We start from the raw sequence: 12,583 nt of genomic DNA, 5'->3' as shown, positions 1-12,583 counted from the left end.
TTTAGGCCGCCGCGCCCCACATCCGCACGCAATCGCGCCCGCCGGCCTTGGCCAGGTACAGCGCCTGGTCGGCGAATTGCAGCGCCGCTTCGACGCCGAGGTCCGAATCCGGCGCGATCTCGTGCACGCCGATGCTGGCGGTGACCGGGATGTCGTGGCTGCGGCTGGGGCAGGGTTGGGCGCGCAGGCGCAAGCGCAGGGTTTCGGCCACGCGCGAGCCCGCTTCCAGGTCGTGATCGGGCAGCACGGCGACGAACTCCTCGCCGCCGAAGCGCGCCAGCAGCGCGTGGTGCGGCGCCAGCGTCTGCGAAATCAGCCCGGCCGCCCAGCGCAGGCATTCGTCGCCGACCAGGTGGCCGTGGTGGTCGTTGATCTGCTTGAAGTGGTCCAGGTCGATCATCATCAGCGCCAGCGGCCGCCGCTGCCGGCGCGCGCGGTGCAGCAAGGATTCGAACGCCTCGCGGAAATGGCTGCGGTTGTGCAGCCCGGTCAGGCCGTCGCGCTGGGCGGTTTCGCGCAGGCGGTCGTGGGCTTTTTCCAACTGCGCCAGCGCGGTGCGCAGCTCGCCGGTGCGCTGCTCGACTTTCTGTTCGAGCTGTTCCTTGGCCTCGCGCACGATCCGTTCGTTCTCGTTGCGCAGCGAGGCGTAGCGGTAGCCCAGCGCCACCGACAACAGCAGCATTTCCAGGGCCGAGCCGATCTGCACGCCGTATTCGGTGATGAACACCTTCGGCAGCAGGTCGAAGGCGATCGCCGCGAACATGCCGGTGCCGAGCAGGAACGCCGACCACGCCAGCAGGAACAGCCGCGCCGGCTTGTAGCCGCGGCGCAGCGCCGCCACGCTCGCCACCGCGATCCAGCCGATGCTGACGAACACCGCGGCCGAGGCGATCGGGGTGACGATGCGATAAGGCGCCTGGGTCGCGATCAGCCCCAGCAGCACGAAGAAGGCGATCATGCCCCGGCCGACGTAGTCGCCCAAGCGCCAGCGTTGCGACAGGCCGAGGAATTCGCGCGCGAATTGCTGCATGCCGACCTGGGCCAGGCAGATCGACAGCGGCACCGAGTGGTCGGCCAGCCACGGCGAGTCCGGCCATAGGTATTCGAACCCCAGGCCGTTCAAGGTCAGCAGCACCAGGCCGAACGCGCAGATGTGGAACAGATACCAGAAGTAGCTCGAATCGCGCAGGCTCAGCCACAGCACCAGGTTGTAGAAGAACAGCGCCAGCAGGATGCCGTAGTAGATGCCGATGCCCAGTTGCGCGTCGCGCGATTGTTCGGTGAAGGCGCTGGGCGTGTACAGGGTCAGCGGCACCTGCATCGAGCTTTGGCTCTGCACTCGCACGTACACGTCCACGCGCTGGCCGACCGGCAGGTCGATCCAGAAGTTCGGATGGCGGTAGCGGATCGCGCGCGAGTCGAACGGCAGGTTGTCGCCGCCGCGCTGGTGGCGGACGCCGCCGTCGTCGCTGTGGGTGTAGACGTCGATGCGGTCGCTCAGGGCGAAGCCCTGCACCAGCAGCCAGCGCGGCGTGTCGGCGTCGGCGTTGCGCGCGGCGAAGTGGAACCAGTAGGCGCCGCGCTGGAAGCCGAACGAGCTGTTGCCGCCCGGCAGCAGGCGAAAGCGCCCTTCGACCCGTGCGCGTTCGGCGCCGGGCAAGTCGAGGCGGCCGCCGGGGTCGTGGTAGTAGCCGGTGAACGGGGCCAGTGCGACCTCGGCGCTGTGCCGGTCGAGGTCGAGCAGGCTCTGCGCCGCGGCGGCCGGAACCCCGCCCGACAGCAACAGGCAGAGCAGCAGCCACAGCCGGAACAACGGCGACGGGCGCGCGGAGCGGGCGGGAGTCGTATTCATCTTCCTTGGACCGGAACCTTCCTTGGGCCTGCCGGCGCAGGCCGTCGCGCCGGTGAGGGAGGGGCGGCGGCGCCGGTGGACGGCGCGCGACGCGTGCCTGGAGTCTTAACGCAAATCCCGGGCCATGCAGGCCGGGTTGACGGACGGCGGTTTCGCGAGCTAATGTATTAACGCGTTATCACATTAATGCATTAGTTCGCTCTCTCGTACAGGTAGATGCGTCCAGGGGTGTCCGGCGAGACGCCGGCCCGCTGGATCGCTCGCCATGGTTGGGCGGTCCGATGAGCCTCGCCCCGCCGGGTCCAGATTCGCTTCCCCGTTCATCCATCCTTTCCTTCAGCCGTCCAGCCCTCCTCCATGAAACGCCGCACCGCCACCACCGTCGAAGCCTACGCCGAAGACTCTCTGGCCGAACTCGCCGCGACCTTGTCCGCGCTGCGCTCGCCCGAGCAGGTGCGCGCGTTTCTCGAAGACCTGTGCACGCCGGCCGAGCTGGAGGCGATGAGCGACCGCTGGCGGGTCGTGCCGCTGCTGGAAGAGGGCGTGCCTTATCGCGAAATCCACGACCGCACCCAGGTCAGCGTGACCACCATCGGCCGCGTCGCGCGGGTGCTCGAGCGCGGCGCCGGCGGCTATGCCGCGGCCCTGCATCGGCGCGGCCTGCGACATCGCTGACGGCCCGTTCCGTCCGCCGCCGGCGCTGCCGCCGGCCCTGGCCCGCACCGCCGCCCGCCCACGCCTTCTCCCGAGACCGAGTCCATGAGCCCTCCCGCCAGTGCCGCCGCACGCGACCGCCTGCGCATCGCGATCCAAAAGTCCGGCCGCCTCGCCGATCCGGCGCGCTCGCTGCTCGCCGCCTGCGGCCTGAGCTGGCGCGAAAGTCGCGACCGTTTGTTCTGCTACGGCGAAACCCTGCCGGTGGACCTGCTGCTGGTGCGCGACGACGACATCCCCGGCCTGATCGCCGACGGCGTCTGCGACCTCGGCGTGGTCGGCCGCAACGTGCTGCTGGAACAGGACGGCGACCGCCGCGGCAACGGCCGCGCGCCGGCGTTCCGCGAATGGCGCGCGCTGGGTTTCGGCGGCTGCCGCCTGTCCATCGCCGTGCCCGACGCGTGGCAGTGGCAGGGGCCGCAGGATCTGTCCGGCAAGCGCATCGCCACCAGCTACCCGGCGCTGTTGTCGCAGTGGTTGGCGCAGCAGGGCATCGATGCGCAGGTGGTGCTGCTGTCGGGTTCGGTCGAAATCGCCCCGCGTCTGGGCCAGGCCGAGGCGATCTGCGACCTGGTCTCCAGCGGCGCCACGCTGTCGGCCAACCAGCTCAAGGCGGTGCAGACCCTGGTCGAAAGCGAGGCGGTGCTGGCCGGCCCGGTCGACAAATTCGACGACGTGCGCGGCGAACTGGCCGACCTGCTGCTGCGCCGCCTCGACGGCGCGCTGCGCGTGCGCAACAGCAAGCTGCTGATGTTCCAGGCGCCGCGCGATCTGCTGGCCGAACTGCTGCCGCTGCTGCCCGATGCCGAGCAGCCCACGGTGATGCGTCTGGACGACGGCGACGATGTCGCCCTGCAGGCGCTGTGCCACGGCGCAGTGACCTGGCAGCGGCTGGAAGAACTCAAGCGCGCCGGCGCGCGCGGGCTGATGGTGCTGCCGGTGGAGGGCATGCTGGCATGAACGCCCGGGCCGCCATGCAACGCTACGAATGGAGCGCCCTCGACGCCGGGCAGCGCGCGCAGGCGCTGCGCCGGCCGGCGCAGGAAACCCGTCAGACCACCGCCGATGCGGTCGCCGCGATCCTGGCCGAAGTGCGCGCCGACGGCGACGCCGCGCTGCGCCGCTTCGGCGAACGCTTCGACGGCGCCGCGCCCGAGGCCTTCGCCGTCTCCCAAGCCGAATTCGCTGCTGCCGAGGCCGCGGTAAGCGCGCCGCTGCGCAACGCCATCGACGAAGCCGCGCGCCGGATCGAACGCTTCCACGCCGCCGGCATGATGCCCGGCTATGCGCTCGACACTGCCGAGGGCGTGCGCTGCGAACGGATCCTACGGCCGATCCCGCGGGTCGGCTTGTACGTGCCGGCCGGCTCGGCGCCGCTGCCGTCGACCGCGCTGATGCTGGGCGTGCCGGCGCGTCTGGCCGGCTGCCGCGAAGTGGTGCTGTGCACGCCGCCGCGCAAGGACGGCAGCGCCGATCCGGCGGTGCTGTGCGCGGCCCGGCGCTGCGGCATCGGCACGGTCTACAAGGTCGGCGGCGCCCAGGCGATCGCGGCGATGGCCTTCGGCACCGCAACCATCGGCAAGTGCGACAAGTTGTTCGGGCCGGGCAACGCCTATGTCACCGAGGCCAAGCGCCAGGTCGCGCTGCTGGAAGGCGGCGCGGCGATCGACATGCCGGCCGGGCCGTCGGAGGTGCTGGTGATCGCCGACGCCGGCGCGCGCGCCGATTTCGTCGCCGCCGATCTGCTGTCGCAGGCCGAGCACGGGGCCGACTCGCAAGTGATCCTGCTCAGCGACGACGCAGCCCTGCTCGACGCGGTCGATAGCGAACTCGAACGCCAACTGGCGCGGCTGTCGCGCGCCGACACCGCGCGCGCCGCGTTGTCCAAGTCGCGCTCGATCCAGGTCGATTCGATCGCCACCGCGATGCAGGTCAGCAACCGCTACGCGCCCGAGCACCTGATCCTGGCCCTGCGCGACGCACGCGCGTGGCTGGCCAAGGTCGAGGCCGCCGGTTCGGTGTTCCTCGGCGACTGGGCGCCGGAAGCGCTCGGCGATTATTGCAGCGGCACCAACCACGTCCTGCCGACCAGCGGCGCGGCGCGTTATGCCGGCGGGCTCAACGTGTCCAGCTTCCAGGTCGCGATCACCGTGCAGGAAGTGCAGCCGCGCGGGCTGCTGGAAATCGGCCCCTGCGCGGTGATCCTGGCCGATGCCGAGGGCCTGGACGCGCACCGCGAGGCGGTGGCGCTGCGCTTGGCCGCGCTGGCCGACGCGCCGGCGCAGGCGCGCCGCGCCTGAGCGAGTCCGCCCGGCCGCACGCCGGGCGATTGCACCTTCCAAGCAGAACTGATCCGGTCCTCCCCGCCATGTCCCAGACCCGCGACGACAATCCCCTCGACCTGCTGCGCGACGACCTGCGCGATTTCGCCGGCTACAAGTCGGCGCGCAGCGACACCCGCAGCGGCCGGGTCTGGCTCAACGCCAACGAGGCGGCCTGGCCGAGCGTGGCCGATTGCGACGGCGCGGTGCGCCGCTATCCCGACCCGCAGCCGGCGGCGCTGCGCGCGGCGCTGGCGCGGCTGTACGGCTGCGCACCTGAGCAGTTGCTGGCCGGACGCGGCAGCGACGAGGGCATCGACCTGCTGGTGCGCGCGTTCTGCCGCCCCGGCGGCGACGCCATCGCGATCGCGCCGCCGACCTTCGGCATGTACGCGGTCAGCGCGCGCCTGCACGGCGTGCGCGTGGTCGAAACTCCGCTGCGCGACGGCGCCGACGGCTTTTCCTGCGATTTCGACGCGCTGGCCGAGGTGGCCGAGCGCGAGGGCGCCAAGTTGGTGTTCGTGTGCTCGCCGGGCAATCCCTCCGGCACCTTGCAGCCGCTGGCGGCGATCGACGCGCTGGCCCAGCGCTTGAGCGGCCGCGCCCTGGTCGTGGTCGACGAGGCCTACCTCGAATTCGCCGACGGCGACTCCGCGACCACCTTGCTGGCGCGGCGCCGCAACGTCGCGGTGCTGCGCACATTGTCGAAGGCGCATGCGCTGGCGGCCGCGCGCATCGGCAGCGTGATCGCCGACGCCCAGGTCGTCGCTGCGCTGCAGCGCTGCCAGGCGCCGTACCCGTTGCCCACGCCGTGCGTGAACCTGGCCTTGCGCGCGCTCGGCGAAGTGCCGGGCAATACCACCAAGGCGCGCGTGGCCACCGCGATGAGCGAGCGCGAACGTTTGTTCCAGGCGTTGCGCGCGCTGCCCGGCGTGCGCCGGGTCTATCCCTCGCAGGCCAATTTCCTGCTGGCGCGTTTCGACGACGCCCAGGCCGCGCTCGATGCCTTGCTCGACGCCGGCGTGGTGGTGCGCGACTTCCGCCACGCGCCGGGCCTGGGCGATGCGCTGCGCATCAGCGTGGGCACGCCGGAGCAGAACTCGGCAGTGATCGAAGTGCTGGGCCGCGCGCTGCGCCGCAGTGGGGTGGCCGCATGAGCGCGCTCAAGCCGATCCTGTTCGTCGACCGCGACGGCACCCTGATCGAGGAGCCGGCGGATTTCCAGATCGACAGCTACGCCAAGCTGCGCTTCGTGCGCGGGGCGATCCCGGCGATGCTGAAGCTGCGCGACGCCGGCTACGAATTCGTCATGGTCACCAACCAGGACGGGCTGGGCACCGAGTCGTTCCCGCGCTGGTCCTTCGACGGCCCGCACGAGCTGATGATGCAGGTGTTCGAAAGCCAGGGCATCGTGTTCCGCGACGTGCTCATCGACACCAGTTTCCCGGCCGAGAACCTGCCGACGCGCAAGCCCGGCATCGGCCTGGCGCTGCCGCTGCTGAAGGACCGCGGCATCGATTGGGAGCGCTCGGCGATGGTCGGCGATCGTGAGACCGACAACGGCTTCGCCGCCAATCTGGGCATCCGCGCGTTCCAGCTGCGGACCCGCGAGTTCGGCGGCGAGTGGGACTGGGCCGGCATCGCCCACGTGCTGGCCGAGCGCCCGCGCACCGCCAGCGTGCAGCGCAACACCAAGGAAACCCGGATCCAGGTGCGCGTCGACCTGGACCGCGCGGCCGAGCCGCAGGTCGCCACCGGCCTGGGCTTCTTCGACCACATGCTCGAACAGCTCGGCAAGCACGGCGGTTTCGCCCTGGAGCTGAGCTGCCAGGGCGACCTGCACATCGATGAGCACCACACCATCGAAGACAGCGCGCTGGCGCTGGGCCAGGCGCTGCGCGAAGCGCTCGGCGACAAGCGCGGCATCGGCCGCTACGGCTTCGAGCCGCGCGCGGGGCAGGGCGACGACGTCGCCGCGCCGGCCGCGCACGAGTTCGTGCTGCCGATGGACGAGACCCTGGCGCGCGCGGCGCTGGATTTTTCCGGGCGTCCGTACTTCGTCTTCGGCGGCGGCTTCGCGCGCGAGAAGGTCGGCGATTTCCCGACCGAGCTGCTGCCGCATTTCTTCCGTTCGTTGTGCGAAACCGCCGGGCTGAACCTGAATCTGAACGTGGAAGGTGATAACGATCACCACAAAATAGAGGCTTGTTTCAAGGTCGTCGCACGCGCGCTGCGGCAGGCCATCGCCCGTCAAGGGCGCGAACTCCCGAGTACCAAGGGAGTTCTGTGATGACGGTTGTAGCTGTCATCGATTCGGGTGGGGGGAACATCGGCTCGGTGCGTTATGCATTGGAGCGGCTGGGTGCGCGGTCGATGTTGACCGCGGACCCCGCGATGATCGCCTCAGCCGATCGCGTGATTCTGCCGGGCGTGGGCGCCGCCGCCCCCGCGATGGCCCGACTGCGCGAACTCGACCTGGTCGCCACGATCCGCCGCTTGCAGCAGCCGCTGCTCGGGATCTGCCTGGGCATGCAGCTGTTGTACGAGTCCTCGGAGGAGGGCGAGGTCGAATGCCTCGGACTCCTTCCGGGCCGTATCACCAGGCTGCCCACCGGACCAGGAGTACGAGTGCCGCATATGGGATGGAATCTCCTTCAGAAGCATGAATCGGCCTTAGGCGAACGCTTGCTGGCCGGTATCGGCGAGCGCGATCAAGCCTATTTCGTGCACAGCTACGCCGCCCCCGTCACCGCCGACACCTTGGCCAGCGCGGGCTACGGCGCCCGCTTCACCGCGGTCGCCGGGCGCGGCCGCTGCTTCGGCGCCCAATTCCACCCCGAGCGTTCCGCCGCGGTCGGTTCGCGCCTGCTCGCCAATTTCCTGGCGTTGGAGGCATGAACATGGGCAACAGCACCCTCTACCCCGCGATCGACGTTCGCGACGGGCGCGTCGTGCGCCTGCACCAGGGCGACTACGCCCAGGAAACCCGCTACGAAACCGAACCGCTGGCGCTGGCCACGCGCTACGCCGAAGCAGGCGCCAAGTGGCTGCACCTGATCGACCTGGACGCCGCGCGCTACGGCGGCTACACCCTGGCGCCGCTGCTGCGCGCGATCACCACCTCCAGCTGGATGCGCGTGCAGACCGGCGGCGGCGTGCGCAGCGAGGCCGATGTGGAAGCCATCCTCGACGCCGGCGCCGACCGGGTCGTGGTCGGCTCGCTCGCGGTCAAGGATCCGGACACGGTGATCGGCTGGCTCAAGCGCTTCGGTTCCGAACGCATCACCATCGCCCTGGACGTGCGCCAGAACGAGTCCGGCGAATGGGAACTGCCGGTGGCCGGCTGGACCCAGGACAGCGGCGTGCGCCTGGAACCGCTGCTGGAGCGCTACGCCGCCGCCGGCCTGCGCCACCTGCTGTGCACCGACGTCTCGCGCGACGGCACCATGGCCGGGCCCAACCTGGATCTGTACAAGCACATCCGCGAAATCGCCCCGGACGTGCAGCTGCAGGCCTCCGGCGGCATCCGCGACATCGCCGACATCGTCGCCGCCGACAGCATCGGCTGTTCCGGCGCGGTGCTCGGCAAGGCCCTGATCGAAGGCCGCTTCCAACTCACCGATGCCTTGAAGCAAGTACGCCGCTGCTGACCCTTATGCCCGAGAACGCCACGCCCTTGCCGACGACCACGCTCAGCCGCCGCATCGTGCCCTGCCTCGACGTGCGCGACGGGCGCGTGGTCAAGGGCGTGCGCTTCCGCGATCACGTCGACATGGGCGATATCGTCGCGCTGGCGCTGCGCTATCGCGACGAAGGCGCCGACGAGCTGGTGTTCTACGACATCACCGCCAGCCCGCAGGGGCGCAGCGTCGACCGCGACTGGGTCGAGCGGGTGTCGCGCGCGATCGACATCCCGTTCTGCGTCGCCGGCGGCATCCGCAGCGTCGCCGACGCGCGCGGCGTGCTCAACGCCGGCGCCGACAAGATCTCGATCAACACGCCGGCGCTGGAACGGCCGGATTTGATAAGCGAGATCGCGGCGGAATTCGGCGTGCAGTGCGTGGTGGTCGGCGTCGACAGTCTGCGCGACGCCGACGGCCAGTGGCGGGTGCGCCAGTACACCGGCGACCCCTCGCGCACCCAGGCCTTGCCCAAGCGCACCCTGGACTGGGTGGTCGAGGCGCAGCGCCTGGGCGCCGGCGAGATCGTGCTCAACTGCATGGGCAGCGACGGCGTGCGCAGCGGTTACGACATCGAGCAGCTGGCCGCGGTGCGGGCGATCTGCGCGGTGCCGCTGATCGCCTCCGGCGGCGCCGGCGCGATCGAGCATTTCGGCGAAGTGTTCCTGCGCGCCGACGTCGATGCGGCGCTGGCGGCGAGCGTGTTCCATTCCGGCAGCGTGCGCATTCCCGAACTCAAGCGCGCGCTGAGCGCGCAGGGCGTGCCGGTGCGGGAGTTGAACTGATGGCCGCCGCCACGCTGAGCCCGCAGGAGATCGACGCGCTGGCCTGGGACAAGCAGGACGGCCTGCTGCCGGCGGTGGTGCAGGACGCGGCCAGCCTGCGCGTGCTGATGCTCGGCTACATGGACCGCGCCGCGCTGCGGGCCACGCTCGACAGCGGCCACGTCACCTTCTTCAGCCGCAGCAAGCAGCGGCAGTGGACCAAGGGCGAAAGCTCGGGGCACTTCCTCGACCTGGTCTCGATCGAAACCGACTGCGACCGCGACACCTTGCTGGTGCGCGCGCTGCCGCACGGGCCGACCTGCCATCTCGGCCGCGACAGCTGTTTTCCCCATGCGCCAGGCGACGCGCTGGCGTTCCTCGGCGAACTCGACGCGCTGATCGCCCAGCGCGAACGCGAGCGCCCGGCCGGCAGTTACACCACCGGCCTGTTCGAGCGCGGGCTGCGTTCGATCGCGCAGAAGGTCGGCGAAGAGGGCGTGGAAACCGCGCTGGCCGCGGTGGCCGAAGACGATTCCGCGCTGGCCGGCGAAGCCGCCGACCTGCTGTTCCATCTGCAAGTGCTGCTGCGCGCCCGCGGCCTGTCGCTGGCCGATGCGGTGGCGGTGCTGCAGCAGCGTCACGGCCAGCCGCATCGCGGATTCAAACCCGCCGAGTAACCTGCCGCGTTGAAGCGGGTTTCGTCGTAGTCGCGATGTCGCGGTCGCGGCTCGCGCCGCTCCTACAGGAGCCCATGCCGCAGCCGAAGCCCCTGTAGGAGCGGCGCAAGCCGCGACCGCGACACCGCACCTGCGACGAAACCCCGCAACCCCGCGCCGCCCGCCCAATCGCGGACACCCACCGGCCTGATTGCGCCACCCCCGCCCAGCCGCCCCGCCTGGACCCGCCGCATAATGCCGGCTTCGTTCCGGAGACCGTTCCATGCGCCTGCGCGCCAGCCTGCTCGCCCTGTCCCTGCTCACTGCGATGCCCACCGTCGCGCTGGCCGCCGCGCCCGCGGCGCCGGCCGGTTCCGCGCCGCCGTGCGCCGGCGGCACGGTGTTCGAGGATCGCAACGGCAACGGCCGGCGCGATCCGGGCGAGCCCGGGCTGGCCGGGCAGCGCGTGTCCGACGGCCGCAGCATCGTGCTGACCGATGCGCAGGGCCGCTACGCGCTGCCGCCCGGCGAGCGCAGCAGCCAGTTCCTGATCAAGCCGGCCGGCTATCGGCTGGCGGCGCGCGCCGACAGCGGCCTGCCGGATTACTGGCTCAACGTGAACCCCAGCGCGCCGCCGCCGCTGAAATACGGCGGGATGCCGCAGGCCGCGCCGGGCTGCCGCGATTACGCGTTGATCCCCGACAAGCGCGCCGCGCGTAGCGGCGACCTCGACGTACTGGTGTTCGCCGATCCGCAGACCCGCAACGCTACCGAAATCGGCTACTACCGCCGCGACATCGTCGAGCCCTTGCTGGCGCAGCGCAAAGGCCGCGCGCCGCTGGCCGATCTGGGCCTGAGCCTGGGCGATATCGTCCACGACGATCTGTCGCTGTATCCGCAGATCAACGCGGTCACCGCGAGCCTGGGCGTACCGTGGCTGCACGCGCCGGGCAATCACGATCTCGACTTCGACGCCCGCAGCGACGAAGACTCGCTGCTGAGCTACCGCCACGTCTACGGCCCCGACACTTACGCCTGGGAAGAGGCGCAGGCCAACTTCGTCGTGCTCGACGACGTGATCTACCTGCCCGGTTCCAAACCCGAGTACATCGGCGGGCTGCGGCCGGAGCAGTTCGATTTCCTCCAGGCCTATCTGGCCCGCGCCGACAAGCGCCGGCTGCTGGTGCTGGCGATGCACATCCCGCTGTTCGACGCCGCGCCCGGGCGCGAGACCTTTCGCCATGCCGACCGCGAGCGCCTGTTCGGGTTGCTGCGCGAGTTCCCGCACGTGCTGGTGCTGAGCGGGCACAGCCACGCCCAGCGCCACGTCTATCACAGCGGCGACAGCGGCTGGCGCGGCGCGGCGCCGCTGCACGAGTACAACGTCGGCGCGGCCTGCGGCGCGTTCTGGTCCGGGATCAAGGACGCGCAGGGCCTGCCCGATTCGACCATGAGCGACGGCACGCCCAACGGCTACGCGCGCCTGCGCGTGCGCGGCGATGCCGGTTACGCGCTGAGCTGGCATCCGGCGCCGTCGGCCGGGCACGCGCTCGGCGCGGCGGCGGTCGCCAACGAGTATCTGCGGCTGTATGCGCCCAAGGCGCTGCGCAAGGATTCGTATCCGGTCCGAGGCGTCTACGCCAACGTGTTCATGGGCCGCGACGACAGCCGCGTGGAGTACCGCATCGACGGCGGCGCGTGGAAGCCGATGCGCCGGGTCGAGCAGCCCGATCCGGCGCTGCTGGGCGAGAACGCGCGCGACGACGCTTCCGCGCAGTTGCGCGGCTTCGACCGCGCCGCGCCCGCCACGCCCACGCCGCATCTGTGGAACGCCGGATTGCCGACCGACCTGGCCGCCGGCGAGCATGCCATCGAGGTGCGCGCGTTCGACCCCTGGCAGGGCGAACAGCGCCTGGGCACTTCTTATCGCCTGATCGAGGCCGCGCCATGACCGCCAAGCCCATCGGCCCGGCCGACGACCTGCCGGCGATCGCGTTCGCCGACGCGGCCGAGTTCGAACATTGGCTTACTTCGCCGCCGGCCAAGGCCGGGCTGTGGCTGAAGATCGCCAAGAAGGGCACGGGCGTGGTCACCTTGAACTACGCGCAGGCGTTGGAGGTGGCCTTGTGCCACGGCTGGATCGACGGGCAGAAGCGCAGCCTGGACGAGACCTATTTCCTGCAGCGCTTCGTACCGCGGCGCGCGCGCAGCCTGTGGTCGCAGATCAACATCGGCAAATGCGAGGCGCTGATCGCGCAGGGGCGCATGCGCGCCGGCGGCCAGCGCGAGATCGACGCGGCCAAGGCCGACGGACGCTGGGCGGCCGCCTACGCTTCGGCCAAGACCATCGAAATGCCCGAAGACCTGGCCGCCGCGCTGGCACAATCGGCCAAAGCGCGCCGTTTCTTCGACACTTTGGATGGTGCCAACCGCTACGCCGTGCTGTGGCGCGTGCACACCGCGAAGAAGCCCGACACCCGCGCCGCGCGCATCGCCAAGCTGATCGACATGCTCGCGCGCGGCGAAAAGATCCATCGCTAGCTCCGGCTGCCTCCTGTAGGAGCGGCGCGAGCCGCGACCGCGAAACTTCAACTGC

General features: G+C 70.7%; 12 protein-coding genes. 11 read left to right on the top strand and 1 reads right to left on the bottom strand.

Translation table 11 applies throughout. The annotated features are described in order from the left end of the window. Position 1 precedes the first annotated feature (1 nt). Positions 2-1,852 carry a sensor domain-containing diguanylate cyclase gene (locus tag BLU84_RS12510; protein ID WP_083382532.1) on the bottom strand — a complete coding sequence of 617 codons (1,851 nt, stop codon included), beginning with the start codon at positions 1,850-1,852 and terminating at the stop codon, positions 2-4. A 357-nt stretch (positions 1,853-2,209) separates the two neighbouring features. On the opposite strand from BLU84_RS12510, the gene BLU84_RS12505 reads away from it, so the two are divergent. The 11 genes from BLU84_RS12505 to BLU84_RS12455 all read left to right on the top strand — a co-directional run bounded on the left by BLU84_RS12505 (position 2,210) and on the right by BLU84_RS12455 (position 12,528). Then, positions 2,210-2,527 (top strand): YerC/YecD family TrpR-related protein, encoded by a 318-nt coding sequence (locus BLU84_RS12505; RefSeq protein ID WP_074867297.1) that lies wholly within the window; start codon positions 2,210-2,212, stop codon positions 2,525-2,527. An 84-nt stretch (positions 2,528-2,611) separates the two neighbouring features. Next, on the top strand, positions 2,612-3,526 hold the full coding sequence (gene hisG, locus BLU84_RS12500; protein WP_074867295.1) for an ATP phosphoribosyltransferase: 915 nt from the start codon (positions 2,612-2,614) through the stop codon (positions 3,524-3,526). Between the two features lie 14 nt (positions 3,527-3,540). Continuing rightward, positions 3,541-4,866, top strand: a complete 1,326-nt coding sequence (gene hisD, locus BLU84_RS12495) for a histidinol dehydrogenase (RefSeq protein ID WP_074867894.1) — start codon at positions 3,541-3,543, stop codon at positions 4,864-4,866. Between the two features lie 68 nt (positions 4,867-4,934). Then, positions 4,935-6,044, top strand: coding sequence for a histidinol-phosphate transaminase (hisC, locus tag BLU84_RS12490; protein WP_074867293.1), 1,110 nt, complete (start codon positions 4,935-4,937; stop codon positions 6,042-6,044). Continuing rightward, entirely contained in the window at positions 6,041-7,177 is a 1,137-nt protein-coding gene (gene hisB, locus BLU84_RS12485) for a bifunctional histidinol-phosphatase/imidazoleglycerol-phosphate dehydratase HisB (protein ID WP_074867291.1), read from the top strand. Before hisC ends, hisB begins: the two co-directional genes overlap by 4 nt. Continuing rightward, positions 7,177-7,785: an imidazole glycerol phosphate synthase subunit HisH gene (gene hisH, locus BLU84_RS12480; RefSeq protein WP_074867289.1), complete on the top strand. Its 609-nt coding sequence runs from the start codon at positions 7,177-7,179 to the stop codon at positions 7,783-7,785. Before hisB ends, hisH begins: the two co-directional genes overlap by 1 nt. 2 nt (positions 7,786-7,787) lie before the next feature. Further along, positions 7,788-8,537: a 1-(5-phosphoribosyl)-5-[(5-phosphoribosylamino)methylideneamino]imidazole-4-carboxamide isomerase gene (hisA, locus tag BLU84_RS12475; RefSeq protein WP_074867287.1), complete on the top strand. Its 750-nt coding sequence runs from the start codon at positions 7,788-7,790 to the stop codon at positions 8,535-8,537. A 5-nt stretch (positions 8,538-8,542) separates the two neighbouring features. Then, a complete protein-coding gene (gene hisF, locus BLU84_RS12470; protein WP_074867285.1) occupies positions 8,543-9,352 on the top strand; it encodes an imidazole glycerol phosphate synthase subunit HisF in 810 nt (269 codons plus the stop codon). Next, positions 9,352-10,008, top strand: coding sequence for a bifunctional phosphoribosyl-AMP cyclohydrolase/phosphoribosyl-ATP diphosphatase HisIE (gene hisIE, locus BLU84_RS12465; RefSeq protein ID WP_074867283.1), 657 nt, complete (start codon positions 9,352-9,354; stop codon positions 10,006-10,008). The genes hisF and hisIE overlap by 1 nt, the downstream gene beginning before the upstream one ends. A gap of 262 nt (positions 10,009-10,270) precedes the next feature. Further along, positions 10,271-11,938 (top strand): calcineurin-like phosphoesterase C-terminal domain-containing protein, encoded by a 1,668-nt coding sequence (locus tag BLU84_RS12460; RefSeq protein WP_074867281.1) that lies wholly within the window; start codon positions 10,271-10,273, stop codon positions 11,936-11,938. Continuing rightward, a complete protein-coding gene (locus BLU84_RS12455) occupies positions 11,935-12,528 on the top strand; it encodes a YdeI/OmpD-associated family protein (protein WP_074867279.1) in 594 nt (197 codons plus the stop codon). Before BLU84_RS12460 ends, BLU84_RS12455 begins: the two co-directional genes overlap by 4 nt. The last annotated feature ends 55 nt before the right edge of the window (positions 12,529-12,583 follow it).

This window comes from Lysobacter enzymogenes, from assembly GCF_900106525.1.
GTDB lineage: Bacteria > Pseudomonadota > Gammaproteobacteria > Xanthomonadales > Xanthomonadaceae > Lysobacter > Lysobacter enzymogenes.
This window is presented reverse-complemented; position numbering and strand designations above follow the sequence as displayed.